The organism is Streptomyces sp. NPDC107500 (assembly GCF_055582785.1).
The window spans coordinates 80,129-106,624 of sequence record NZ_JBVJPF010000003.1 but is presented as its reverse complement, the minus strand read 5'-3'; the positions used below and the strand labels follow the sequence as shown (position 1 = coordinate 106,624).

23 protein-coding genes are annotated in these 26,496 nt (G+C 70.4%); all 23 read left to right on the top strand.

All coding sequences use genetic code 11. The annotated features are described in order from the left end of the window. Nucleotides 1–32: 32 nt before the first annotated feature. The 23 genes from nrtL (at nt 33) to atpD (ending at nt 26,387) form a co-directional block, all read left to right on the top strand. Nucleotides 33–1,085: an ArgS-related anticodon-binding protein NrtL gene (gene nrtL, locus ACZ67M_RS12055; protein ID WP_469850774.1), complete on the top strand. Its 1,053-nt coding sequence runs from the start codon at nt 33–35 to the stop codon at nt 1,083–1,085. Nucleotides 1,086–1,110: 25 nt separating this feature from the next. Further along, entirely contained in the window at nt 1,111–2,511 is a 1,401-nt protein-coding gene (lysA, locus tag ACZ67M_RS12050; RefSeq protein WP_392010690.1) for a diaminopimelate decarboxylase, read from the top strand. A 172-nt stretch (nt 2,512–2,683) separates the two neighbouring features. After that, nucleotides 2,684–3,976, top strand: a complete 1,293-nt coding sequence (locus ACZ67M_RS12045; RefSeq protein ID WP_355834595.1) for a homoserine dehydrogenase — start codon at nt 2,684–2,686, stop codon at nt 3,974–3,976. Between the two features lie 6 nt (nt 3,977–3,982). Beyond that, nucleotides 3,983–5,041: a threonine synthase gene (gene thrC, locus ACZ67M_RS12040; RefSeq protein ID WP_361351604.1), complete on the top strand. Its 1,059-nt coding sequence runs from the start codon at nt 3,983–3,985 to the stop codon at nt 5,039–5,041. A gap of 283 nt (nt 5,042–5,324) precedes the next feature. Then, nucleotides 5,325–6,254 carry a homoserine kinase gene (thrB, locus tag ACZ67M_RS12035; protein ID WP_122616242.1) on the top strand — a complete coding sequence of 310 codons (930 nt, stop codon included), beginning with the start codon at nt 5,325–5,327 and terminating at the stop codon, nt 6,252–6,254. A gap of 411 nt (nt 6,255–6,665) precedes the next feature. Further along, entirely contained in the window at nt 6,666–8,711 is a 2,046-nt protein-coding gene (gene rho, locus ACZ67M_RS12030) for a transcription termination factor Rho (RefSeq protein WP_469850772.1), read from the top strand. A gap of 204 nt (nt 8,712–8,915) precedes the next feature. Then, nucleotides 8,916–10,691 carry a trypsin-like serine protease gene (locus tag ACZ67M_RS12025; RefSeq protein ID WP_469850770.1) on the top strand — a complete coding sequence of 592 codons (1,776 nt, stop codon included), beginning with the start codon at nt 8,916–8,918 and terminating at the stop codon, nt 10,689–10,691. Nucleotides 10,692–11,030: 339 nt separating this feature from the next. Further along, a complete protein-coding gene (locus ACZ67M_RS12020; RefSeq protein ID WP_385798183.1) occupies nt 11,031–12,176 on the top strand; it encodes an LCP family protein in 1,146 nt (381 codons plus the stop codon). A 136-nt stretch (nt 12,177–12,312) separates the two neighbouring features. Continuing rightward, nucleotides 12,313–12,537, top strand: coding sequence for a 50S ribosomal protein L31 (gene rpmE, locus ACZ67M_RS12015; RefSeq protein WP_064729851.1), 225 nt, complete (start codon nt 12,313–12,315; stop codon nt 12,535–12,537). 108 nt (nt 12,538–12,645) lie between these two features. After that, nucleotides 12,646–13,722 carry a peptide chain release factor 1 gene (prfA, locus tag ACZ67M_RS12010; protein ID WP_361351594.1) on the top strand — a complete coding sequence of 359 codons (1,077 nt, stop codon included), beginning with the start codon at nt 12,646–12,648 and terminating at the stop codon, nt 13,720–13,722. Nucleotides 13,723–13,773: 51 nt separating this feature from the next. Next, nucleotides 13,774–14,619: a peptide chain release factor N(5)-glutamine methyltransferase gene (gene prmC / locus ACZ67M_RS12005; protein ID WP_122616246.1), complete on the top strand. Its 846-nt coding sequence runs from the start codon at nt 13,774–13,776 to the stop codon at nt 14,617–14,619. Nucleotides 14,620–14,669: 50 nt separating this feature from the next. Continuing rightward, the gene (locus ACZ67M_RS12000) at nt 14,670–15,317 is read left to right on the top strand and encodes an L-threonylcarbamoyladenylate synthase (protein WP_122616247.1); all 648 of its coding nucleotides are present in this window, start codon (nt 14,670–14,672) and stop codon (nt 15,315–15,317) included. After that, the gene (locus ACZ67M_RS11995; protein WP_122616248.1) at nt 15,314–15,994 is read left to right on the top strand and encodes an arsenate reductase/protein-tyrosine-phosphatase family protein; all 681 of its coding nucleotides are present in this window, start codon (nt 15,314–15,316) and stop codon (nt 15,992–15,994) included. Before ACZ67M_RS12000 ends, ACZ67M_RS11995 begins: the two co-directional genes overlap by 4 nt. Before the next feature lie 87 nt (nt 15,995–16,081). Next, nucleotides 16,082–17,338, top strand: coding sequence for a serine hydroxymethyltransferase (locus ACZ67M_RS11990; RefSeq protein ID WP_469850768.1), 1,257 nt, complete (start codon nt 16,082–16,084; stop codon nt 17,336–17,338). Between the two features lie 130 nt (nt 17,339–17,468). After that, nucleotides 17,469–18,773: an MraY family glycosyltransferase gene (locus ACZ67M_RS11985; protein WP_469850767.1), complete on the top strand. Its 1,305-nt coding sequence runs from the start codon at nt 17,469–17,471 to the stop codon at nt 18,771–18,773. 287 nt (nt 18,774–19,060) lie between these two features. Next, on the top strand, nt 19,061–19,495 hold the full coding sequence (locus tag ACZ67M_RS11980) for a hypothetical protein (RefSeq protein WP_064729857.1): 435 nt from the start codon (nt 19,061–19,063) through the stop codon (nt 19,493–19,495). Nucleotides 19,496–19,705: 210 nt separating this feature from the next. Beyond that, nucleotides 19,706–20,545, top strand: coding sequence for a F0F1 ATP synthase subunit A (atpB, locus tag ACZ67M_RS11975; RefSeq protein WP_393723248.1), 840 nt, complete (start codon nt 19,706–19,708; stop codon nt 20,543–20,545). A gap of 75 nt (nt 20,546–20,620) precedes the next feature. Further along, nucleotides 20,621–20,842 carry an ATP synthase F0 subunit C gene (atpE, locus tag ACZ67M_RS11970; protein WP_004925497.1) on the top strand — a complete coding sequence of 74 codons (222 nt, stop codon included), beginning with the start codon at nt 20,621–20,623 and terminating at the stop codon, nt 20,840–20,842. 40 nt (nt 20,843–20,882) lie between these two features. Further along, a complete protein-coding gene (locus tag ACZ67M_RS11965; RefSeq protein WP_185832462.1) occupies nt 20,883–21,443 on the top strand; it encodes a F0F1 ATP synthase subunit B in 561 nt (186 codons plus the stop codon). Further along, nucleotides 21,440–22,255: a F0F1 ATP synthase subunit delta gene (locus ACZ67M_RS11960; RefSeq protein WP_122616250.1), complete on the top strand. Its 816-nt coding sequence runs from the start codon at nt 21,440–21,442 to the stop codon at nt 22,253–22,255. Before ACZ67M_RS11965 ends, ACZ67M_RS11960 begins: the two co-directional genes overlap by 4 nt. 155 nt (nt 22,256–22,410) lie before the next feature. Further along, complete coding sequence (atpA, locus tag ACZ67M_RS11955; RefSeq protein ID WP_064729860.1) at nt 22,411–24,000, top strand: F0F1 ATP synthase subunit alpha; 1,590 nt, start codon at nt 22,411–22,413, stop codon at nt 23,998–24,000. Between the two features lie 21 nt (nt 24,001–24,021). After that, nucleotides 24,022–24,939: a F0F1 ATP synthase subunit gamma gene (locus ACZ67M_RS11950; RefSeq protein ID WP_064729861.1), complete on the top strand. Its 918-nt coding sequence runs from the start codon at nt 24,022–24,024 to the stop codon at nt 24,937–24,939. Next, the gene (gene atpD, locus ACZ67M_RS11945) at nt 24,939–26,387 is read left to right on the top strand and encodes a F0F1 ATP synthase subunit beta (RefSeq protein ID WP_122616252.1); all 1,449 of its coding nucleotides are present in this window, start codon (nt 24,939–24,941) and stop codon (nt 26,385–26,387) included. The genes ACZ67M_RS11950 and atpD overlap by 1 nt, the downstream gene beginning before the upstream one ends. The last annotated feature ends 109 nt before the right edge of the window (nt 26,388–26,496 follow it).

Below are 26,496 nucleotides of genomic sequence, written 5' to 3'. Positions count from 1 at the left end.
ACCCCACCCCCCTCCTCCCATACGCTTGACCCGTGACCCCCGTAGAGCTCTCCCGTACCGTGCTGCGCGCGGTGCGTCGCGCTGTCGACGACGGAGAGCTGGACGTGGACGTGCCCGTGCGGGTCCGGGTGGGGCCGCCGGGGCCCGGTGGGTACGGTGACTACGCCACCGGTATCGCCCTGCAACTGGCCCGGCCGGCCGGGCAGCCGCCGTACCAGGTCGCCGAGGTGCTGCGGGCGCGTCTCACAGGAGCCGACGGCATCGCCGACGTCGTCCTCACCGGGCCCGGGTTCCTCAACATCAGCCTCCACCGCGCCGCCCCGGCCGAGCTGGTCGCCGAGGTGCTGCGGCGCGGGCCACGGTACGGCCACTTCGACCCCGAGGGCGAAGAGGGCGAACGGCGGCGCGTGCGGTTGCAGTGCGACCAGCATCCCCGCGCCCTCGTCGTCGCCGACGCCGCCGCCCGCATCCTGCGTTCCCAGGGCGCCCTCGCCCGCGTCAGCTGCGCGACCCCGCCCGCGCCGGGATGGGCCGGGGTCCTCGGCGTACGTGTCGATGCCGAGGGACCCGCGCCCGACGAGCCGGCCGTCCAGGTCAGGCCCGTGCCCGCCCCCGGCGACCCCCTCCCTCTCGGCCGGGACGCCGGGCGCTGGGCGCTGCTCCACCCCGCCGCCCACGACCGGCCCCGGATCGGTGACGAGCACCTCGTCCAGCGCGAGAGCAACCCCCTCTTCCGTGTGCGCTACGCCCACGCCCGCACCCGCGCCCTCGCGCGCAACGCGGCCGACCTCGGCTTCGCCGCCGAGCCGGGGTCCACGGAGGACGCGAACGAGATCCACGCGCTGCTCGCCGACCACCCCCGCGTACTCGCCGCCGCCGCGGCCCACCACGCTCCCGACCGCCTCGCCCGGCACCTCGTCACCGTCGCCGATGCCGTGCTGCCCTTCCTGCCCACCGTGCTGCCGCGGGGTGGGGAGAAACCCTCGGCCGCCCACCGTGCCCGGCTCGCCCTCGCCGAAGCCGCCGGGACGGTGCTGGCCGGCGGCCTGACCCTGCTCGGTATCGACGCACCCGACCACCTGTGAAGCCAGCGAGAGAGTCAGCGAAGAAATGAGCCGTTCCGCACACCCCGCCGGGCCCCGTCACGCCGACGTCCTCACCGAGGGGCGCTCCGCAGCAAGCACAGTGCCGCCCGCCGATCTCAACGCCCTCGACCCCAAGGTGTGGGCCCACACCGTCGGGCGGGACGCGGACGGTGCCGTCACCGTCGGGGGGATCGCCGTCACCCAGCTCGCCGAGGAGTACGGCACCCCCGCCTACATCCTCGACGAGACCGACTTCCGGGAGCGGGCGCGGGCCTGGCGCACCGCCTTCGGGACCGGCGCCGACGTCTTCTACGCCGGCAAGGCCTTCCTGTCGCGCGCCGTCGTGCGGTGGCTGGACGAGGAGGGGCTCAATCTCGACGTGTGCTCCGGCGGCGAGCTGGCCACCGCGCTGTCCGCGGGCATGCCCGCCGAGCGCATCGCCTTCCACGGCAACAACAAGTCGCCGGAGGAGATCGAGCGGGCCGTCGCCGCGGGCGTCGGGCGGATCGTGCTCGACTCCTTCCAGGAGATCGTGCGCGTTGCCCACACCGCCGAGTCGCTGGGCAGGCGGCAGCGGGTGCAGATCCGTATCACCGTCGGCGTCGAGGCGCACACCCACGAGTTCATCGCCACCGCCCACGAGGACCAGAAGTTCGGCATCCCGCTGGCCGGCGGGCAGGCCGCGGAGGCCGTGCGGCGGGCGCTCCAGCTCGACGGGATCGAGCTGATCGGGATCCACTCCCACATCGGGTCGCAGATCTTCGACATGTCCGGGTTCGAGGTCGCCGCGCACCGGGTGGTCGGGCTGCTCAAGGACATCCGCGACGAACACGGGGTCGAGCTGCCGGAGATCGACCTGGGTGGTGGGCTCGGGATCGCGTACACGAGCGACGACGATCCCCGTGAGCCGCACGAGATCGCCAAGGCGCTGACCGAGATCGTGACGCGGGAGTGCGAGAACGCGCGGCTGCGCACGCCGCGGATCTCCGTCGAGCCCGGGCGGGCCATCGTGGGCCCGACCGCCTTCACGCTCTACGAGGTCGGCACCGTCAAGCCGCTCGACGGGCTGCGGACGTACGTCTCCGTGGACGGCGGGATGTCGGACAACATCCGGACCGCGCTCTACGACGCCGAGTACAGCGTCGCCCTCGCCTCCCGCACCTCCGACGCCGAGCCGATGCTGGCCCGCGTCGTCGGCAAGCACTGCGAGAGCGGGGACATCGTGGTGAAGGACGCGTTCCTGCCGGGTGACCTGGCCCCCGGCGACCTGATCGCCGTACCGGCGACGGGCGCGTACTGCCGCTCCATGGCCAGCAACTACAACCACGTGCTGCGCCCGCCGGTCGTCGCGGTGCGGGACGGCGAGGCGCGGGTCATCGTGCGGCGCGAGACCGAGGAGGACCTGCTGCGTCTCGACGTCGGCTGAGAGCCGGGGTCGGGGGAGGCCGGGGAGGGGAAGACGGGCGCGGGCGAAGATCTTTCGTTCCGGGCCCGTCGGAAAATGAAATAAACGTCTCACGATCCGGACGAAAGGCAGAAAATCCCGTCCGGTGCGTGAGACTGGTCCAACCGTAGACGGTATGAGGAAACGAGGTCGGATGATGCGTACGCGTCCGCTGAAGGTGGCGCTGCTGGGCTGTGGTGTGGTCGGCTCAGAGGTGGCGCGCATCATGACGACGCACGCCGACGACCTCGCCGCCCGCATCGGGGCGCCGGTGGAGCTCGCGGGCGTGGCCGTACGGCGGCCGGACCGGGTGCGCGAGGGCATCGACCCCGCCCTCGTCACCACCGACGCCACCGCTCTCGTCAAGCGCGGGGACATCGACGTCGTCGTCGAGGTCATCGGCGGCATCGAGCCCGCCCGGACCCTCATCACCACCGCCTTCGAGCACGGCGCCTCCGTCGTCTCCGCCAACAAGGCGCTCATCGCCCAGGACGGCGCCTCGCTGCACGCCGCGGCCGACGAGCACGGCAAGGACCTGTACTACGAGGCCGCCGTCGCCGGCGCCATCCCGCTGATCCGGCCGCTGCGCGAGTCGCTCGCCGGCGACAAGGTCAACCGGGTGCTCGGCATCGTCAACGGGACGACCAACTTCATCCTCGACGCCATGGACACCACGGGCGCCGGATACCAGGAAGCGCTCGACGAGGCCACCGCCCTCGGGTACGCCGAGGCCGACCCGACCGCCGACGTCGAGGGCTTCGACGCCGCCGCCAAGGCCGCCATCCTCGCCGGGATCGCCTTCCACACGCGCGTGCGCCTCGACGACGTCTACCGCGAGGGCATGACCGAGGTCACCGCCGCCGACTTCGCCTCCGCCAAGGAGATGGGCTGCACCATCAAGCTGCTCGCCATCTGCGAGCGGGCGGCGGACGGGGGCTCGGTCACCGCGCGCGTGCATCCCGCGATGATTCCGCTCAGCCACCCGCTCGCCAACGTGCGCGAGGCCTACAACGCCGTCTTCGTGGAGTCCGACGCCGCGGGGCAGCTCATGTTCTACGGGCCCGGCGCCGGCGGTTCGCCGACCGCGTCCGCCGTACTCGGCGACCTCGTCGCCGTCTGCCGCAACCGGCTGGGCGGCGCGACCGGACCCGGCGAGTCCGCGTACGCCGCACTGCCCGTCTCGCCGATGGGCGAGGTCGTCACGCGTTACCACATCAGCCTCGACGTGGCCGACAAACCGGGCGTGCTCGCCCAGGTCGCGACCGTGTTCGCGGAGCACGGTGTCTCCATCGACACCGTGCGGCAGTCCGGCAAGGACGGCGAGGCATCCCTCGTCGTCGTCACCCACCGTGCGTCCGACGCCGCCCTCGGCGGTACGGTCGAGGCGCTGCGCAAGCTCGACACCGTGCGGGGTGTCGCCAGCATCATGCGGGTTGAAGGAGAGTAACCAGCAATGACCCACCAGTGGCGCGGAATCATCGAGGAGTACCGGGACCGGCTGCCCGTCTCCGACAGCACGCCCGTCGTGACGCTCCGCGAGGGCGGCACGCCGCTCGTGCCCGCACAGGTGCTCTCCGAGCGCACGGGCTGCGAGGTCCACCTCAAGGTCGAGGGGGCGAACCCGACGGGGTCCTTCAAGGACCGCGGCATGACCATGGCCATCAGCAAGGCCAAGGAGGAGGGCGCGCAGGCCGTCATCTGCGCCTCCACCGGCAATACCTCCGCCAGTGCCGCCGCGTACGGCGTGCGCGCGGGCATGGTGTCCGCCGTGCTCGTGCCGCAGGGCAAGATCGCGCTCGGCAAGATGGGCCAGGCCCTCGTGCACGGCGCGAAGATCCTCCAGGTCGACGGCAACTTCGACGACTGCCTCACGCTGGCCCGCGCGCTCAGCGACAACTACCCGGTGGCGCTGGTCAATTCGGTCAACCCGGTGCGTATCGAGGGGCAGAAGACGGCCGCCTTCGAGATCGTGGACATGCTCGGCGACGCGCCGGACATACACGTCCTGCCGGTCGGCAACGCGGGCAACATCACCGCGTACTGGAAGGGGTACCGCGAGTACGCCGCCGACGGGGTCAGCACCAGGACGCCCCGCATGTGGGGGTTCCAGGCCTCCGGCAGCGCCCCGATCGTGCGCGGCGAGGTCGTCAAGGACCCGTCGACGATCGCCACCGCCATCCGGATCGGCAACCCGGCCTCGTGGGACCTCGCGATCGCCGCGCGGGACGAGTCCGGCGGCGCCATCGACGAGGTGACGGACCGTGAGATCCTGCGCGCCTACCGGCTGTTGGCCTCCCAGGAGGGCGTCTTCGTGGAGCCCGCGTCCGCCGCGTCGGTCGCCGGTCTGCTGAAGGCCGCCGAACTGGGCAAGGTGGACCCCGGGCAGCGGATCGTGTGCACCGTCACCGGTAACGGCCTCAAGGACCCGGACTGGGCCGTCGCCGGCGCCCCGCAGCCGGTCACCGTCCCGGTCGACGCGGCGACGGCGGCCGAGCGGCTCGGCCTGGTCTGAGCCGGCGACGCCACTCCCACCGGCGTACGAGGGCGTAAGCGACGTCCGGCCGGGAAAGCCACTTACGGGGGGTGCACAGGGGGCTTGCGACACGCATCGTGCGCCTCCTGTGCGCCCTATGTCGCCACGGAACCTTCCTTCGATAGGCTGTACCCGAACCCGCCTGCCGCATATGCCGCCCAGCCGCGCCGGCAGTGGCGGCCACCGAAGGTTCCGTACGTCATCGGATGCCGGATCGAACGTCATTCGACAAACCACGCAGCTCAAGGAGAGTCATCGAGAGATGGCCGGTCCAGCGTTCCGCGCCGCCGCCGTCAGGGTGCGCGTCCCCGCAACCAGCGCCAACCTCGGCCCGGGCTTCGACGCCCTCGGTCTCGCGCTGGGGTTGTACGACGACGTGGTCGTCCGGGTGGCCGACTCCGGGCTGCACATCGACATCGCCGGTGAGGGCAGCGAGACGCTGCCGCGCGACGAGAAGCACCTCCTCATCCGCTCCCTGCGCACCGCCTTCGACCTCCTGGGCGGCCAGCCCCGCGGCCTGGAGATCGTCTGCGCCAACCGCATCCCGCACGGCCGCGGCCTCGGCTCCTCCTCCGCCGCCATCTGCGCCGGCATCGTCGCCGCGCGCGCGGTGACCATAGGCGGCGAGGCCCGCCTCGACGACGCCGCGCTGCTCGACCTCGCCACCGAGATCGAGGGCCACCCCGACAACGTGGCGGCCTGTCTGCTGGGCGGCTTCACCCTGTCCTGGATGGAGTCCGGCGCGGCCCGCGCGATCAGGATGGAGCCCGCCGATTCCATCGTTCCGGTGGTTTTCGTGCCCGGAAAGCCGGTACTGACGGAGACCGCGCGCGGACTGCTCCCGCGCCATGTCCCGCACGTCGACGCCGCCACCAACGCCGGCCGCGCCGCGCTGCTCGTCGAGGCCCTGACCAGGCGCCCCGAGCTGCTGCTTCCGGCCACCGAGGACCGCCTCCACCAGGAGTACCGCGCACCGGCCATGCCGGAGAGCGCGGCGCTGGTGGAACGGCTGCGCGGCGACGGCATCCCCGCGGTGATCTCGGGTGCCGGACCCACCGTGATGGCCCTCGCCGACGCCGACACGGCCGACAAGGTCGAGGCGTTGGCCGGGACGGACTGGGCGGCCAACCGGCTGAGCCTGGACCAGCAGGGCGCGAGCGTGCTGCCTCTGGCAACCCCCGGTGACATCTAGACGCGGAGGGTTGCCGGATTTCGAGAGGGGGAATGTTTGTTGGATCCGGTAGTGTTAACCTCAAGTCTGCACCCGACCCCACCATGGCGAGGTGCCTCGTGTCCCCGTCCGGGACAGACATCCTTCCGGGAGCCCCCCAAGTCGCACTGTGTGGTGGATGTCGTACGTGAACAGTACGACCGACACGGACACTGAGCGACCCGCCGGGCACGCTTCGGAACCGGTGCGACCAGGCCGCGTGTCACAGACATTGGGTGCCACGGCCAGGGGGCGCGCCATCACCAGATATCTCTTCCGCCGTTCAGGCGGACCACCGCCCCGGCACGGTTCGCACAGCAAGGACCGAAGCCGGACAGCACAACCGGTCGCCGAGCCAGACAGGCCGACGTCCGCTCCAGGGAAGGACCCTTCGTGAGCGACACCACCGATCTGATGGGCGCACGTGTCGAGGAGACCGCTGCCGCGCCCGCCACGGACGCCTCCGCGCCTGCCAGCGGTGCCGGCTCCCGGCGGCGCCGCGGTACCGGCCTCGAGGGCATGGTGCTGGCCGAGCTGCAACAGGTCGCATCCGGCCTCGGCATCAGGGGCACCGCGCGTATGCGCAAGAGCCAGCTGATCGAGGTCATCAAGGAGGCGCAGGCCGCCGGGGGTGCCCCCGCCAAGGCCGCGCCCGCCGCGGACGCCGCCGGCGAGACCAAGCCGAAGCGCCGCAGCACCTCCCGGGCCCGTACGGGCGACGAGGCCCCCGCCGAGAAGGCGGAGAAGGCCGGCAAGGCCGAGAAGAAGGCGGACAAGGCGACCGCCGACCAGCAGCAGATCGACATCCCCGGTCAGCCGTCCAAGGTCTCGCCCGCCGCCGACCAGTCCGGTGCCGCCGGTGACGACGCCCCCTCCGAGCGCCGTCGTCGCCGCGCCACCGCCGACGCGGGCAGCCCGTCCGCCGAGACGGTCGCCGTCGAGACCCGCGAGCCGAAGGGCGACTCGGCCCAGCAGTCGCAGGGCCAGGGCGACGGCCGCTCCGACGGCGACGGCGGCGAGGGCCGCCGCCGCGACCGCCGTGACCGTGGCGACCGCGGTGAGCGCGGTGACCGTGGCGACCGCGGTGACCGCGGGCGCGACCGCCGCAACAAGGGCGACGACCAGCAGGGCCAGGGCGGTGGCCAGCAGCGTCAGCAGGGCGGCGGCCGCCAGGACCGCCAGCAGCAGCAGGACGACGACGATTTCGAGGGCGGCCGCCGGGGCCGTCGCGGACGCTACCGCGACCGCCGGGGCCGTCGCGGACGCGACGAGATCCAGGAGCCGCAGATCAACGAGGACGACGTCCTCATCCCGGTCGCCGGCATCCTCGACATCCTCGACAACTACGCGTTCATCCGGACCTCCGGCTACCTGCCCGGACCCAACGATGTGTACGTCTCCCTCGCCCAGGTCCGCAAGAACGGCCTGCGCAAGGGCGACCACCTCACCGGTGCCGTGCGCCAGCCCAAGGAGGGCGAGCGCCGCGAGAAGTTCAACGCGCTGGTGCGCCTGGACTCGGTCAACGGCATGGCGCCCGAACACGGCCGCGGGCGGCCGGAGTTCAACAAGCTGACGCCGCTGTACCCGCAGGACCGCCTCCGCCTGGAGACGGACCCCGGTGTCCTCACCACCCGCATCATCGACCTGGTCGCGCCCATCGGTAAGGGGCAGCGCGGTCTGATCGTGGCCCCGCCGAAGACCGGCAAGACCATGATCATGCAGGCGATCGCCAACGCGATCACGCACAACAACCCCGAGTGCCACCTGATGGTCGTCCTCGTCGACGAGCGTCCGGAAGAGGTCACCGACATGCAGCGGTCGGTGAAGGGCGAGGTCATCTCCTCGACCTTCGACCGTCCGGCCGAGGACCACACGACGGTCGCCGAGCTGGCCATCGAGCGCGCCAAGCGCCTGGTGGAGCTGGGTCACGACGTCGTCGTGCTGCTCGACTCGATCACCCGCCTGGGCCGTGCGTACAACCTCGCCGCCCCGGCCTCCGGCCGCATCCTGTCCGGTGGTGTCGACTCGACCGCCCTGTACCCGCCGAAGCGCTTCTTCGGTGCGGCCCGCAACATCGAGGACGGCGGCTCGCTGACCATCCTCGCCACCGCGCTGGTGGACACCGGGTCCCGCATGGACGAGGTCATCTTCGAGGAGTTCAAGGGCACCGGCAACGCCGAGCTGAAGCTCGACCGGAAGCTCGCCGACAAGCGCATCTTCCCCGCGGTGGACGTCGACGCGTCCGGCACCCGCAAGGAGGAGATCCTGCTCGGCAACGAGGAGCTGGCCGTCACCTGGAAGCTCCGCCGGGTGCTGCACGCCCTCGACCAGCAGCAGGCGATCGAGCTGCTCCTCGACAAGATGAAGCAGACCAAGTCGAACGGCGAGTTCCTGATGCAGATCCAGAAGACGACGCCCACCCCGGGCAACGGCGACTAGTCACCGCCGGCCGTCTTCGGCACTGGGAGTCCCGCTCCGTCACTCGGGTGATGGAGCGGGACTTCCGCCTTGTAGGATCAGCGCACCGCAGTGGGGGGGAACGTATTTTCGGATACGCCCACAGGGCGATCTGTGCTGCCTTCACGGGCCCGCGCCCGCCGGGATCTTCTCTCCTGCCTGCGTACACAGCGACAGGAGACCTGAGTGACCTCAACCCCTCGAAGACGCCGCCTGGCTCTTCCCGCGGCCGCCGCCGCACTCGCCCTGTCGGGCGCGGTCCTCTCGACCGTTCCCGCGCAGGCCTCCGGCGCCACGCCGGTACCCCCGCAGCCCACCCTGACCGAGCGGCCCGCCGCCTCGGACGCCGAGCTGGTCCGGCGGATCCAGGGCTCCGGGGCCGCCCTCGAGGACTACACCGCCGCCGCGCCCGGGACCACCCCGGAGGCCCAGGCCCCGTCCGGCCGCGTCGACCCGAAGATCATCGGCGGTAAGGACGCCACGATCAGCGAGGCGCCGTGGATGGTGCAGCTGCACTACTACGACGACAAGGGCACCTCCAGCACCGCCGACGACGAGGGCTACTTCTGCGGCGGCACCCTGGTGGCCCCCGCGAAGGTCCTCACCGCGGCGCACTGCGTCTACGGCCTCGACTGGACGGCGAACGGAGCCGTCCTCGGCGGCACGGCCCAGCTGCCGGACGGCAACGACCTGCACGGCGGCCGGGTGGCCGGCGTATACCGCCAGTGGGTCAACCCGACCTACCGGCCGAGCACCACCTCGGGCGGTGACCTCGCGGTCCTCACGCTGAACGAGGCGCTGCCGTACAAGACGCTCCAGCCCACGTCGAGCGGCGACAACGCCTCGTACGCGAACGGCACCCCGGCGACCGTCTACGGCTGGGGGCGCACCGACTCCGCCAGCCAGGACATCTCGCCGACGCTGAAGAAGGCGACCGTGCCGATGCGCACGGACGCCACCTGCGACGCGTACTGGGGCGCCGACTTCGTGCCCGGCCAGATGGCCTGCGCCGGGAACCCGGCCAGCGGCCAGAACGCCGGCACGGTCTCCCCGTGCAACGGCGACTCCGGCGGCCCGCTCGTGGTCAACGGCCGGATCGCCGGCGTCGTGTCCTGGGGCGTCAAGGACTGTGTCGCCTCCGGCGCCTACGGCGTCTACGCCAAGACCCGCTCCTACGTCGGTGAGATCAACGCCCGCGTCGACGACAGCGACCTCGACTTCGACGGACTCGCCGACCTCTTCGTCCGCACCCCGGGCGGCGAGGCCTACGAGTACTACTCGCGCGGCGACCGGGCGCCCTACCTGGCCGACCGGGTCTCGCTCGGCGACTGGAGCGGGCTGAGCCTGGTGCGCCAGGCCGACCTGAACCGCGATTTCTACCAGGACTACCTGTACCGGACCCCGGACGGTGTGCTGTACGACTTCGCGTTCAACGGCGACGACCGCTACGAGTCGGTCCGGGTCGGCGGCGGCTGGAACGCGATGGCGGACATCCGCGTCCCCGGCGACCTCTCCGGCGACGCCCTGCCCGACCTCGTCGCGAAGGACAAGGCCGGAGTCCTGTGGCTGTACCCCGGCAAGGGCAACGGCCTCTTCGGCACCCGCGCCCGCATCGGCGGCGGCTGGACCTCGTACACCATCACCGGCAAGGGCGACTACAACCGCGACGGCAGGTCCGACCTGCTCGCGCGGGACGGTTCCGGCGTCCTGTGGATGTACCCCGGCACCGGCAAGGCCGCGACGGCCCTCGGCGCCCGCGTCCGGGTCGGCGGCGGCTGGTCGGCGTACAACGCCCTCGCCACCGCCGGTGACGTCACCGGCGACGGCAGGCCCGACCTGCTGGCCCGGGACACCTCCGGGGTGCTGTGGCTGTACAAGGGCACCGGCTCCACCGGCTCGGCGACCTTCAAGGCCCGCGTCAAGGTCGGCGGCGGCTGGGGAGCGTTCAACCTCCTCGGCTGACCACGCGGCCTTCCGCGCCCTTCAGGGGCCGTCTCCGTACGGAGGCGGCCCCTTCGCGCTGCGACCTTCACCACAGGACGGGAGCCCGGGGCCGTTGCGGGGTACCCGGGCGGGCGTCCCCGGATTCCCAGGTCAGCGACGCGCTCTCGCTCGATGTGAACACGTTGCGTGACCATTTGCCCACCAGATCACCACAGACCGTTGTGCAACCCTGTCCCGAGTTCCCCCGTCTCAGCTATGGGGGGACGATGGTGAGGTACCGGTGGAAACCGCCGGATCCCGACCGACCCCGACCCTGAGCGCAGGGGGTAGACCGACCGGACGAACACTGAGGAGCCCATGTCAGCCGAGAGCACGCCGGACCCCGCGATACCCGGCCCCGGAGAGTCCAGTGGCACCGGACCCGGCCGCCGGGGCAAGGGCCGCCGCCGCAAGCCCAAGGCCAAGCGGCGCAAGGCCCTGCTCGTCGCCGCCTGGAGTGCCGCGGGCATCGTGGTGCTGGGCGGCACCGGCGCCGGAGTCCTGTACTTCAAGCTGAACGGCAACCTCACGAGCGTCGACATCGACCAGGCACTCGGCGCCGACCGGCCCGACAAGGCCGACAACGGCTCCGAGAACATCCTGGTGCTCGGCTCGGACACCCGCGCCGGCGGCAACGACAAGCTCGGCGGCGGCACCGACGACGGCACCGCCCGCTCGGACACGGCGATGATCGTGCACGTCCACAAGGGCCACAAGAAGGCCAGCGTGGTCTCCATCCCGCGGGACACCCTCATCGACCGCCCCGCGTGCGGCGGCGCCAACGGCGACGAGCAGCCCGCCGCCAAGGACGTGATGTTCAATTCCGCCTACTCCACCGGTGGCGCCGCCTGCGCCGTGAAGACCGTCGAGTCGATCAGCGGCCTGCGCATGGACCACTACCTGGAGGTCGACTTCAGCGGCTTCCAGAACCTCATCGACGACCTCGGCGGTGTCGAGGTCACCACCACCGAGAGCATCAAGGACCCCGACAGCCACCTGAACCTCACCGCCGGGACCCACACCCTCGACGGCGAGCAGGCGCTCGGCCTGGTCCGCACCCGGCACGGCGTCGGCGACGGCTCCGACCTCGGCCGCATCCAGCTCCAGCAGGCCTTCGTCAAGGCCCTGGTCGACCAGGTCAAGAACGTCGGCGTGCTCGGCAACCCGAAGAAGCTGTACGACCTCGCCGACACCGCCACCAAGACCGTGACCACCGACTCCGAGCTGGGCTCGGTGAACTCCCTGATGTCCTTCGCGAGCGGCCTCAAGGGCATCAGCCCGGAGGGCATGAACATGGTCACCATGCCGGTGGTCTACGACCCCGCGGACGCCAACCGGGTCCTGATGGAGAAGGCCAAGGCCCAGCAGGTGTGGACGGCCCTGAAGAACGACCGGCCGATCCCCGCGAGCGCCACCGAGGGCACCGCCGCCGGTGGGGCCAAGGGCGTCGTGAACGCCTCCTGACCGCCTCGGAATAGATGACGGCCGCCCCCGGTTTTGGGGAGTGACCCCAGTCCTGGCAGACTGGTACGTCGGCCCCGGTTCACGCTCCCGCATCCCGCGGCGGCGACCCGGCGCCCTCCCGAACCTAGGAGACACCTTGAAGCGCGACATCCACCCCGAGTACGTCGAGACGCAGGTCAGCTGCACCTGCGGCGCGTCGTTCACCACCCGCAGCACCATCGAGTCCGGCACCGTCCGCGCCGAGGTCTGCTCCGAGTGCCACCCGTTCTACACGGGCAAGCAGAAGATCCTCGACACCGGTGGCCGCGTGGCCCGCTTCGAGGCCCGCTTCGGCAAGGCTTCCGCCGGCTCCAAGAAGTAGCGAGCCCCCAACCGCCGGTCCACGGCCGCATCCCCCGCCCGGGGAAGCGCCGGGACCGGCGTTTTTGGTCGCCCGCCTTCCCCTTCCCCCGCAGTGCAGGAGCCCAAGATGTTCGAGGCCGTCGAGGAACTCGTCGCCGAGCACGCCGACCTGGAGACGAAGCTCGCCGACCCGTCGGTCCACTCCGACCAGGCCAACGCCCGCAAGCTGAACAAGCGTTACGCCGAGCTGACCCCGATCGTCGCCACGTTCCGCTCCTGGAAGCAGACGGGCGACGACATCGAGACCGCGCGCGAGCTGGCCGCCGACGACCCCGACTTCGCCGCCGAGGTCAAGGAGCTGGACAAGCAGCGCGGGGAGCTCACCGAGAAGCTCCGCCTCCTGCTCGTCCCGCGCGACCCCAGCGACGACAAGGACGTCATCCTGGAGATCAAGGCCGGCGCGGGCGGCGACGAGTCCGCCCTGTTCGCCGGTGACCTGCTGCGCATGTACCTGCGCTACGCCGAGCGGGTCGGCTGGAAGACCGAGATCATCGACTCCACCGAGTCCGAGCTGGGCGGCTACAAGGACGTCCAGGTCGCCGTGAAGACCAAGGGCGGCCAGGGCGCCACCGAGCCGGGCCAGGGCGTCTGGGCGCGGCTGAAGTACGAGGGCGGCGTGCACCGCGTGCAGCGGGTGCCGGCCACCGAGTCCCAGGGCCGGATCCACACCTCCGCGGCCGGCGTGCTGGTCACGCCCGAGGCCGAGGAGATCGACGTCGAGATCAACCCCAACGATCTGCGCATCGACGTCTACCGCTCCTCCGGACCCGGCGGTCAGTCGGTCAACACCACCGACTCCGCCGTGCGGATCACGCACATCCCGACCGGGGTCGTCGCCTCCTGCCAGAACGAGAAGAGCCAGCTCCAGAACAAGGAGCAGGCGATGCGTATCCTGCGCTCCAGGCTGCTCGCGGCCGCGCAGGAGGAGGCGGAGAAGGAGGCGGCGGACGCCCGGCGCAGCCAGGTCCGCACCGTCGACCGCTCCGAGAAGATCCGTACGTACAACTTCCCGGAGAACCGCATCTCGGACCACCGCGTCGGCTTCAAGGCGTACAACCTGGACCAGGTCCTGGACGGCGACCTCGACTCGGTGATCCAGGCCTGCGTCGACGCCGACTCGGCCGCCAAGCTCGCCGCGGCGTAAGCACCGCCGCACCACCCGCACCGGACAACAGCTCAGCCCCGGAGGACCAGCGTGAACCTGCTGCTCATGGAGGTGGCCCAGGCCACCCAGCGGCTGGCCGACGCCGGCGTGCCCTCACCGCGCACCGACGCGGAGGAACTCGCCGCGTACCTGCACGGCGTCAAGCGGGGCGAGCTGCACACCGTGCCGGACGCGGAGTTCGACGCCCGCTACTGGGAGGTCGTCGCCCGCCGTGAGGCGCGCGAGCCGCTCCAGCACATCACCGGCCGCGCCTACTTCCGCTACCTGGAGCTCCAGGTGGGCCCCGGCGTCTTCGTGCCCCGCCCCGAGACCGAGTCCGTCGTCGGCTGGGCCATAGACGCGGTGCGCGCCATGGACGTGGTCGAACCCTGCATCGTGGACCTGTGCACCGGCTCCGGCGCCATCGCGCTCGCGCTCGCCCAGGAGGTGCCCCGCTCGCGCGTGTACGCCGTGGAGCTGTCCGAGGACGCGCTCAGGTGGACCCGCAAGAACATGGAGGGGTCCAGGGTCGAGCTGCGCCAGGGAGACGCCCTGACGGCCTTCCCGGACCTCGACGGACAGGTCGACCTGGTCGTCTCCAACCCGCCGTACATCCCGCTCACCGAGTGGGAGTACGTCGCACCCGAGGCCCGCGACCACGATCCGCAGATGGCCCTGTTCTCCGGCGAGGACGGCCTCGACCTGATCCGCGGCCTGGAACGCACCGCGCACCGCCTGCTGCGCCCCGGCGGTGTGGTCGTCGTCGAGCACGCCGACACCCAGGGCGGCCAGGTGCCGTGGATCTTCACCGAGGAGCGGGGCTGGGCCGACGCGGCCGACCACCCCGACCTCAACAACCGCCCGCGGTTCGCGACCGCCCGCAAGGCACTGCCGTGAGCACCGCCCCGACTTCCATCCCGCAGTACGTGTACGAGGAGGCCCGCTAAATGGCACGGCGATACGACACCAACGACGCGACCGACCGAGTGACCGGTCTGCGCGAGGCCGCGTCCGCCGTCCGCCGTGGCGAGCTCGTGGTGCTCCCGACCGACACGGTGTACGGCATCGGCGCCGACGCGTTCTCCGGGGAGGCCGTCGCCGACCTGCTGGACGCCAAGGGCCGCGGCCGCAACATGCCCACGCCCGTCCTCATCGGCTCCCCGAACACCCTGCACGGCCTGGTCACCGACTTCTCCGAGCTGGCCTGGGAGCTGGTCGACGCCTTCTGGCCGGGCGCGCTGACGCTGGTCGCCAAGCACCAGCCGTCCCTCCAGTGGGACCTCGGCGACACCCGCGGCACGGTCGCCGTGCGCATGCCGCTGCACCCCGTCGCCATCGAGCTGCTCACCGAGTTCGGCCCCATGGCCGTCTCCTCCGCCAACCTCACCGGGCACCCGGCGCCCGAGGACTGCGACGCCGCCCAGCAGATGCTCGGCGACTCCGTCTCCGTCTACCTCGACGGCGGCCCCACCCCCGGCAACGTCCCGTCGTCCATCGTCGACGTCACCCGCGAGGTGCCCGTGCTGCTGCGCGCGGGCGCGCTCTCCGCCGAGGAGCTGCGCAAGGTGGTACCCGACCTCGAGGTGGCGAATTGACGGCCCCTGGGACGGGGCGTGGCATAGGCAACGGCGAACGTGCCGCGGAGATCACGACGACGTTCGTCGGGCTTCCGCGCGACAGCTTCCGCATCCTCCACGTCAGCACCGGCAACGTCTGCCGCTCGCCCATCACCGAGCGGCTGACCCGGCATTTCGTGACGGAGCGGCTCGGCGTGCTGGGCGGCGGCCTCATCGTGGAGAGCGCGGGCACCTGGGGCCACGAGGGCGCGCCGATGGAGGCGAACGCGGAGACGGTCCTCGCGGACTTCGGCGCGGACGCGGCCGGGTTCACCGGGCGTGAGCTGCTCGACGAGCACGTGATCCGCGCCGACCTGGTGCTCACCGCCACGCGGGACCACCGGGCGCAGGTCATCTCCATGGGCCACTCGGCCGGACTGCGCACCTTCACCCTCAAGGAGTTCACCCGCCTGGTCAACGCCATCGACCCGGCGACGCTGCCGTCCCTGGACGAGGGTGTGGTCACCCGCGCACGCGCCCTGGTCCGCGCGGCGGCGGCCCTGCGCGGGTGGCTCCTGGCGCCCACCGTGGAGGCGGACGAGGTGTACGACCCCTACGGCGCGCCGCTGACCTTCTTCCGCTCGGTGGGCGACGAGATACACCAGGCGCTGGACCCCGTGGTGACGGCGCTGACGGGGGTCGCGGCACGGGCGTAGGGCGTACGGCCCGCGACGCCGGGCGGCATCCCGCCCCCGGGCCTACATTGGTCGTACGTCACCGTCGACGCACGCCCGGAGCACACCATGTCGGTCACCCACGACGTCCCCCTGGCCGAATACGGCGCGCTCGCGGGACTGGGCCGCCAGGACCCCGAACTGGCCGAGATCCTGGTCGCCGAGCGCCGCCGGCAGTCGACGACCCTCCAGCTGATCGCCGCCGAGAACTTCGTGTCGCCCGCGGTGCTGGCCGCGCTCGGCTCCCCGCTGGCCAACAAGTACGCCGAGGGCTACCCGGGCGCCCGCCACCACGGCGGCTGCGAGATCGTGGACGTCGCGGAGCGGCTCGCCGTGGAGCGGGCCCGGGAGCTGTTCGGCGCCGAGCACGCCAACGTGCAGCCCCACTCCGGCTCCTCCGCCGTGCTGGCCGCCTACGCCGCCCTGCTGCGCCCCGGCGACACCGTCCTCGCCCTCGGCCTGCCGTACGGCGGCCACCTCACCCACGGTTCGCCCGCCAACTTCTCCGGCCGCTGGTTCGACTTCGTCGGCTACGGGGTGGACGCGGAGACCGGCCTCGTCGACCACGAGCAGGTGCGCACCCTGGCCCGGTCGCGCCGGCCCAAGGCGATCGTGTGCGGTTCGATCGCCTACCCCCGCCACCTCGACCACGCCTTCTTCCGCGAGGTGGCCGACGAGGTGGGCGCCTACCTCATCGCGGACGCCGCCCACCCGATGGGGCTGGTCGCCGGGGGAGCGGCGCCCAGTCCGGTGCCGTACGCCGACATCGTGTGCGCCACCACACACAAGGTGCTGCGCGGGCCGCGCGGCGGCATGGTGCTGTGCGGGAGCGAGCTGGCGGAGCGGGTGGACCGGGCCGTGTTCCCCTTCACACAGGGCGGCGCGCAGATGCACACCATCGCCGCCAAGGCGGTCGCCTTCGGGGAGGCGGCGACCCCGGCCTTCGCGGCGTACGCCCATCAGGTGGTCGCCAACGCCCGGGTCCTCGCCGCCCACCTGGCCGCCGAGGGCCTGGTCGTCACCACCGGCGGAACCGACACCCACCTGCTCACCGTCGACCCGGCCCCGCTCGGCGTCGACGGCAGGACCGCGCGGGGCCTGCTGGCGGCGGCCGGGATCGTCCTGGACTGCTGCGCGCTGCCGCACGCGGACCTCCGCGGACTGCGCCTGGGCACCGCGGCCGTCACCACACAGGGCATGGGGGAGCGGGAGATGCGGGCGGTCGCGACGCTGCTCGCGGCGGTGCTCCGCGGCGCCACCGACCCGTCCGCCGCCCGGGACGACGTGCGCGCCCTGGTCACGGAATTCCCGCCCTATCCGGACTGAGGTGGGGTGGACGTACGCACGTGCACAGCCACTCGTGCAACCATCGTCGATACCCGGAAGTCCTCAACCGTATGCGTGCATCGCTAGGGTGTGGGGCTGAGGATGGCCAGCGAGACCTGTGGGGAAGCCCGTGCGTGAATACCTGCTGACGCTCTGCATCACGGCCGCGGTGACGTATCTGCTGACAGGGCCGGTACGGAAGTTCGCGATCGTGGCCGGAGCGATGCCGGAGATCCGGGCACGTGACGTGCACCGGGAGCCCACTCCGCGGCTCGGCGGGATCGCCATGTTCTTCGGGCTGTGCGCGGGCCTGCTGGTCGCCGACCACCTCACCAACCTCAGTGAGGTCTTCGAGAAGTCCAACGAACCGCGCGCCCTGCTCTCCGGCGCCGCGCTGATCTGGCTGATCGGCGTCCTGGACGACAAGTTCGAGATCGACGCCCTGATCAAGCTGGGCGGGCAGATGATCGCCGCCGGCGTGATGGTGGTGCAGGGTCTGACCATCCTGTGGATCCCGCTGCCCGGCATCGGCACGGTGGCGCTCACCCAGTGGCAGGGCACCCTGCTCACGGTGGCGCTGGTGGTCATCACCATCAACGCGGTGAACTTCGTGGACGGCCTCGACGGCCTCGCGGCGGGCATGGTGTGCATCGCGGCGGCGGCGTTCTTCATGTACGCCTACCGGATCTGGTACTCGTACGGCATCGAGGCCGCCGCGCCGGCCTCGCTCTTCGCCGCGATCCTGATGGGCATGTGCCTGGGCTTCCTGCCGCACAACATGCATCCCGCCCGGATCTTCATGGGCGACTCCGGCTCGATGCTGATCGGGCTGGTGCTGGCGGCCGGCGCGATCTCCGTCACGGGCCAGGTGGACCCCGACGTGATGAAGCTCTTCTCCGGCTCCGAGCGCAACGCCGTGCACCAGATGGTGCCGGTCTACATCCCGCTGCTGATGCCGCTGACCATCATCGCCATCCCGGCCGCCGACCTGATCCTGGCGATCGTCCGGCGCACCTGGCGCGGCCAGTCGCCGTTCGCGGCGGACCGCGGGCACCTGCACCACCGGCTGCTGGAGATCGGCCACTCGCACAGCCGCGCGGTGCTGATCATGTACTTCTTCTCGGCGCTGATCGCCTTCGGGGCGCTCGCCTACTCCGTGAACGCCGCGTCCATGTGGATCGTGCTGGGTGTGGTCTTCCTCAGCGCGATCGGACTGGTCCTGCTCCTGCTGCCGCGCTTCACGCCGCGCGCCCCGCGCTGGGCCGAGCGGTTCGTGCCGCCCCGCTACCGGCGCCGCAGGGCCGGGACGGAGACGGAGGCCGCGGAGGAGGCGGTGGTCGCGGACGAGGCCGCCGAGGAGCGGGTGCCGGTCGCCGCGGGTGTCTCGGGCGTCAACGGGGCCACCGCCATCGGACCCCGTTCGCGCACAAGGTAAGAATCTGACTAGAGCATTGCCAAGTCGTGGTGGAGCGAATCGCCCCATTACCAGACAAGTGGGTGCAGTGATTGCACATACGCGCGCTGTCACTCTCATGTGTGACAGCAAGCACACCCACAGGTAAAGACCTCATCAAATAGTTTGTGATACGGTTCACGAGAACCCCCGGGTAGAGCCTAAGGACCGTGATGCGACGGTCTCTTGGGCGTGAGGACTCCGTTCGGCCCGGGACTACGCTCGTCCATGACGACACCCTGCCCCCTGTGAAAAGCGGAGTTGCCGCCATGCCGTCCAATGACGTCCGGACCTTGCTTCAGGCTGCCGTGCCCACGGCTGCCGTCGGCGCAGTAGCCGCCGTCGTCAGCGCCGTGGCCGCCGGCGGCAAGGGCGCGGTCGGAGCCGTCGTCGCGACCTTGGTGGCGATGCTCTTCATGGGGATCGGTCTCTACGTCCTGCAGCGCACGGCGAAGTCACTTCCGCACCTTTTCCAGGCGATGGGCCTGATGCTCTACGCGGCGCAGATCCTGCTGCTGTTCGTCTTCCTCGCCGCGTTCAAGAACACCACGCTGTTCAACCCCCGGTCCTTCGCGATCACCCTGGTCGTGGTCACACTCACGTGGATCGCCGCCCAGACGCGGGCCCACATGAAGGCCAAGATCCTCTACGTCGAGCCCGATTCCTCGAGCGACAAGCCCGAGAAGACGGGCCACTCGTCGTGAGGGGTAGGGCCGGGATAAAGAGGCATGTGAAGTCCTGCTATCGTCCGGTGCCAACTGCGGCATCGCGGGCGCGGGCATCCGAGCTGACGCCTGCTCATTCGCGAGGCGAGATGCCCCACAGCCGCCCCCACATCCGTAACACCAGTCCCGTGCCGAACTGCGGCCCCGCGCCGCGCCGACACAACGAGGTTGCCGTACCCATGCGCCACGATGAAGGAGCCCGCGGTGAGTGCTGACCCGACGCAGGTGCTCGCCTTCGAGACCGACTGCCACCTGTTCGACGGGTGTGGCTTCCCGGCTCCCGGCCTGCACTCGTTCCTCTTCGAGCCGCTCTGGGGCAACGCAGACGGCAACGGCATGTACTTCAACAAGCCGATGCTGCTGGCCCTCCTCGGCTCGATCATCATCGTGGGCTTCTTCTGGGCCGCCTTCAACAAGCCGAAGGTCGTCCCGGGCAAGCTCCAGATGGTCGCCGAGGCCGGCTACGACTTCATCCGCCGCGGCGTCGTCTACGAGACGATCGGCAAGAAGGAAGGCGAGAAGTACGTACCGCTGGTCGTCTCGCTCTTCTTCTTCATCTGGATGATGAACCTTTGGTCGATCATCCCGGTCGCCCAGTTCCCGGTGACGTCGATCATCGCCTACCCCGCCGGTATGGCCTTGATCGTCTACGTCCTGTGGGTCTCGCTCACCTTCAAGCGTCACGGCTTCGTCGGCTTCTTCAAGAACGTGACGGGCTACGACAAGTCGCTCGGCCCGGTGCTCCCGCTGGCCATGACGATCGAGTTCTTCTCGAACCTGATCGTCCGCCCGTTCACGCACGCCGTCCGGCTCTTCGCGAACATGTTCGCGGGACACACGCTGCTCCTGCTGTTCACGATCGCCAGCTGGTACATGCTCAACGGCATTGGTATCGCCTACGCCGGTGTCTCGTTCGTGATGGTCATCATCATGACCGCCTTCGAACTCTTCATTCAGGCGGTTCAGGCCTACGTGTTCGTCCTGCTGACGTGCACCTTCATCCAGGGTGCGCTCGCCGAGCACCACTGAGCAGCCCCGCTCCTCGCAATCCCAGTCGTCCGGTGGCCAACCCCCACCGGTCCGTAAAGAGAAGGAAGAACAAGCATGTCCAACCTTGCTGCTGTCACCGGTGACCTCGGTTCCGTCGGTTACGGTCTTGCGGCCATCGGCCCGGGCGTCGGCGTTGGCATCATCTTCGGTAACGGCACCCAGGCCCTCGCCCGCCAGCCCGAGGCGGCCGGTCTGATCCGCGCCAACCAGATCCTGGGCTTCGCGTTCTGTGAGGCGCTCGCCCTCATCGGTCTCGTCATGCCCTTCGTCTACTAAGACGAGCTGACGACCGACCCTTTCGACGAAAGGCACTGATGTGAACTCCGCCCTGGTACTTCTGGCGGCTGAGGGTGAGAAGGAGAACCCCCTCATCCCGCCGTGGCCGGAAGTCGTCATCGGCCTCATCGCTTTCGTCATCGTCTTCGGCTTCCTCGCCAAGAAGCTGCTCCCGAACATCAACAAGGTTCTGGAAGAGCGTCGCGAGGCCATCGAGGGCGGTATCGAGAAGGCCGAGGCCGCGCAGACCGAGGCCCAGAGCGTCCTTGAGCAGTACAAGGCCCAGCTCGCCGAGGCCCGTCACGAGGCCGCGCGCCTGCGCCAGGAGGCGCAGGAGCAGGGCGCCACGCTCATCGCCGAGATGCGCGCGGAAGGCCAGCGGCAGCGTGAGGAGATCATCGCCGCCGGTCACGCCCAGATCCAGGCCGACCGCAAGGCCGCCGCGTCCGCGCTGCGCCAGGACGTCGGCAAGCTGGCCACCGACCTGGCCGGCAAGCTCGTTGGCGAGTCCCTCGAGGACCACGCCCGCCAGAGCCGCGTCATCGACCGCTTCCTGGACGAGCTGGACGACAAGGCGACGAAGGCAGAGGCAACCCGATGAACGGAGCGAGCCGCGAGGCCCTGGCTGCCGCACGCGAGCGTCTCGACGCGCTGACGGACTCCACGTCCGTGGACGCCGGCTCGCTCGCCGACGAGCTGGCCGCCGTCACCGCGCTGCTCCACCGCGAGGTGTCGCTGCGTCGGGTCCTGACCGACCCGGCGCAGGCCGGCGAGGCCAAGGCCGACCTTGCCCAGCGCCTCCTCGGCACCCAGGTCAGCGGCCCCGCCGTCGACCTGGTGGCCGGTATGGTGCGCTCCCGCTGGTCGCAGTCCCGCGACCTGGTGGACGCGCTGGAGGAGCTGGCGAACACCGCCGACCTCACCGCGGCCCAGAAGGCGGGCCGGCTCGACAACGTCGAGGACGAGCTGTTCCGGTTCGGCCGGATCGTCTCCTCGAACACCGAGCTGCGCGCCGCGCTGACCAACCGCTCCGCCTCCACCTCGGCCAAGAGCGAGCTGCTGCGCAGCCTGCTCGGCAGCCGTGCGGACGCGAGCACCGGGCGTCTGGTCACGCGTCTCGTGACCGCGCCGCGGGGACGTAGCCTGGAGACGGGACTCGAGTCCCTGTCCAAGCTCGCCGCCGACCGGCGGGACCGGATGGTCGCCGTGGTCACCTCCGCGGTGCCGCTGAGCGACACGCAGAAGCAGCGCCTCGGCGCCGCCCTCGCGAAGGTCTACGGCCGCCCGATGCACCTCAATCTCGACGTGGACCCCGAGGTCGTCGGAGGCATCCGGGTGCAGGTCGGTGACGAGGTCATCAACGGTTCCATCGCGGACCGTCTGGAGGAGGCCGGCCGCCGCATGGCGAGCTGACTCCCCGCGAGACAACAGCACAGCAAGCAGTACGTACTTACGACGGCCCTGGTTGGGCCGTGCAGAGGATTCACCTCTTACTGGGGGGAGTCCCCGACTCGTGGAATACCCCCCAAGTGAAACTTCGGGCCCAACAAGGAGAGCAGGGAACTCAGATGGCGGAGCTCACGATCCGGCCGGAGGAGATCCGGGACGCACTGGAGAACTTCGTCCAGTCGTACAAGCCGGACGCGGCCTCGCGCGAGGAGGTCGGTACGGTCACCCTTGCCGGCGACGGCATCGCGAAGGTCGAGGGCCTGCCCTCGGCCATGGCCAACGAACTGCTGAAGTTCGAGGACGGCACCCTCGGCCTCGCCCTCAACCTCGAGGAGCGCGAGATCGGTGCCATCGTCCTCGGTGAGTTCAGCGGTATCGAGGAGGGCCAGCCGGTCAGCCGCACGGGCGAGGTCCTGTCGGTCGCCGTGGGCGAGGGCTACCTCGGCCGCGTGGTCGACCCCCTCGGCAACCCGATCGACGGCCTCGGCGAGATCGAGACCGAGGGCCGCCGCGCCCTCGAACTGCAGGCCCCCACGGTCATGCAGCGCAAGTCGGTGCACGAGCCGATGGAGACGGGCTACAAGGCCGTCGACGCCATGACCCCGATCGGCCGCGGTCAGCGCCAGCTGATCATCGGCGACCGCCAGACCGGCAAGACCGCCCTGGCCGTCGACACGATCATCAACCAGCGCGACAACTGGCGCACCGGCGACCCGAACAAGCAGGTCCGCTGCATCTACGTCGCCATCGGCCAGAAGGGCTCCACCATCGCGTCGGTCCGCCGCGCGCTGGAGGAGAACGGCGCGCTGGAGTACACGACCATCGTGGCCGCCCCGGCTTCCGACCCGGCCGGCTTCAAGTACCTGGCGCCGTACACCGGCTCGGCCATCGGCCAGCAGTGGATGTACGAGGGCAAGCACGTCCTGATCATCTTCGACGACCTGTCGAAGCAGGCGGACGCCTACCGCGCCGTGTCGCTGCTGCTGCGCCGCCCGCCGGGCCGCGAGGCCTACCCGGGTGACGTCTTCTACCTGCACTCCCGTCTGCTGGAGCGCTGCGCCAAGCTCTCCGACGACATGGGCGCCGGTTCGATGACCGGTCTGCCGATCGTCGAGACCAAGGCCAACGACGTCTCGGCGTTCATCCCGACCAACGTCATCTCCATCACCGACGGCCAGTGCTTCCTGGAGTCCGACCTGTTCAACGCCGGTCAGCGTCCGGCCCTGAACGTCGGTATCTCGGTCTCCCGCGTCGGTGGCTCCGCCCAGCACAAGGCCATGAAGCAGGTCTCCGGCCGGCTCCGCGTGGACCTCGCCCAGTTCCGCGAGCTGGAGGCGTTCGCCGCCTTCGGTTCCGACCTGGACGCCGCGTCGAAGTCGCAGCTGGAGCGCGGTCAGCGCATGGTCGAGCTGCTGAAGCAGGACCAGTACCAGCCGATGGCCACCGAGGACCAGGTCGTCTCCGTCTGGGCCGGCACCACCGGCAAGATGGACGAGGTGCCCGTCAACGACATCAGCCGCTTCGAGAAGGAGCTGCTCGAGTACCTGCACCGCCAGGAGCAGGGCCTCATGACCTCCATCAAGGAGGGCGGCAAGATGTCCGACGACACCCTTCAGGCCGTCGCCGAGGCGATCGCGTCGTTCAAGAAGCAGTTCGAGACCTCGGACGGCAGGCTGCTCGGCGAGGACGCCCCGTCCGCCGCCAAGTGACGTAAGGAAGGGACCTGACTCATGGGAGCCCAGCTCCGGGTCTACAAGCGTCGCATCCGATCCGTCACCGCGACCAAGAAGATCACCAAGGCGATGGAGATGATCGCCGCCTCGCGCGTCGTCAAGGCGCAGCGCAAGGTGGCGGCCTCCACGCCGTACGCGCAGGAACTCACCCGCGCGGTCACGGCGGTCGGTACCGGGTCGAACACGAAGCACCCGCTCACCACGGAGGCGGAGAACCCGACCCGTGCCGCGGTCCTGCTCCTCACGAGCGACCGCGGTCTGGCCGGCGCCTTCAACTCCAACGCCATCAAGGCGGCGGAGCGGCTCACCGAGCGCCTCGAGCGCGAGGGCCGGGAGGTCGACACGTACATCGTCGGCCGCCGCGGTCTGGCCCACTACAACTTCCGTGAGCGCAAGGTCGCGGAGTCGTTCTCGGGCTTCACCGACGAGCCCTCGTACGCGGACGCCAAGAAGGTCGCGGCGCCGCTGATCGAGGCCATCGAGAAGGAGACGGCGGAGGGCGGCGTGGACGAACTCCACATCGTCTACACCGAGTTCGTCTCGATGATGACGCAGACGGCGGCCGACTCCCGGCTGCTGCCGCTGAGCCTCGAAGAGGTCGCGCAGGAGTCGAAGGCGAAGGACGAGATCCTTCCGCTGTACGACTTCGAGCCGTCGGCGGAGGACGTCCTCGACGCCCTGCTGCCCCGCTACGTGGAGAGCCGGATCTACAACGCGCTGCTCCAGTCGGCCGCTTCCAAGCACGCCGCCACGCGGCGCGCGATGAAGTCGGCCACCGACAACGCGGGTGAGCTGATCAACACGCTCTCCCGTCTTGCCAACGCGGCCCGCCAGGCCGAAATCACCCAGGAAATCAGCGAGATCGTCGGTGGCGCCAGCGCCCTGGCCGACGCGACCGCGGGGAGTGACAACTAATGACCACCACTGTTGAGCCGACCGCTGCGTCGGGCGTGGCCTCCGGCCGCGTCGCGCGCGTCATCGGCCCGGTCGTCGACGTGGAGTTCCCCGTCGACGCGATGCCGGACATCTACAACGCGCTGCACGTCGAGGTCGCCGACCCGGCCCAGGAGGGTCAGCTCAAGACCCTGACCCTGGAAGTCGCCCAGCACCTGGGTGACGGCCTGGTCCGCACGATCTCGATGCAGCCCACCGACGGTCTGGTCCGCCAGGCCGCGGTGACCGACACGGGTTCGGCCATCTCCGTGCCCGTCGGCGACTTCACCAAGGGCAAGGTGTTCAACACCCTCGGTGAGGTGCTGAACGTCGACGAGCAGTACACGGGTGAGCGCTGGCCGATCCACCGCAAGGCGCCCAACTTCGACGAGCTCGAGTCGAAGACCGAGATGTTCGAGACCGGCGTCAAGGTCATCGACCTGCTGACCCCGTACGTCAAGGGCGGCAAGATCGGTCTGTTCGGCGGCGCCGGCGTCGGCAAGACGGTGCTCATCCAGGAGATGATCTACCGCGTCGCCAACAACCACGACGGTGTCTCCGTGTTCGCCGGTGTCGGTGAGCGCACCCGTGAGGGCAACGACCTCATCGACGAGATGAGCGAGTCCGGCGTCATCGACAAGACCGCGCTGGTCTTCGGTCAGATGGACGAGCCGCCGGGCACCCGTCTGCGCGTCGCGCTGGCCGGCCTGACCATGGCCGAGTACTTCCGTGACGTCCAGAAGCAGGACGTGCTGTTCTTCATCGACAACATCTTCCGCTTCACCCAGGCGGGCTCCGAGGTGTCGACCCTGCTCGGCCGCATGCCCTCCGCGGTGGGCTACCAGCCGAACCTGGCCGACGAGATGGGTCTCCTCCAGGAGCGCATCACCTCGACCCGCGGTCACTCGATCACCTCGATGCAGGCGATCTACGTCCCCGCGGACGACCTGACCGACCCGGCCCCGGCCACCACCTTCGCCCACCTCGACGCGACGACGGTGCTCTCCCGTCCGATCTCCGAGAAGGGCATCTACCCGGCCGTGGACCCGCTGGACTCGACGTCCCGCATCCTCGACCCGCGGTACATCGCGGCGGACCACTACCAGGCCGCGATGCGCGTGAAGAACATCCTGCAGAAGTACAAGGACCTCCAGGACATCATCGCGATCCTCGGTATCGACGAGCTCGGCGAGGAGGACAAGCTGGTCGTCCAGCGTGCCCGCCGCGTGGAGCGCTTCCTGTCCCAGAACACCCACGTCGCCAAGCAGTTCACCGGCGTGGACGGCTCGGACGTGCCGCTGGACGAGTCGATCACCGCGTTCAACGCGATCTGCGACGGCGAGTACGACCACTTCCCGGAGCAGGCGTTCTTCATGTGCGGTGGCATCGAGGACCTGAAGAAGAACGCCAAGGAGCTCGGCGTCTCCTGAGCCTCGCGCTCGTGGTGGGCCCCACGGCTCACACCGGAGGGGGCGGGTGCGTCCCGTCCCCTCCGTCACGCCCCTTAGACTTGTAACCAACACCCGGCTCTCCCGCCGG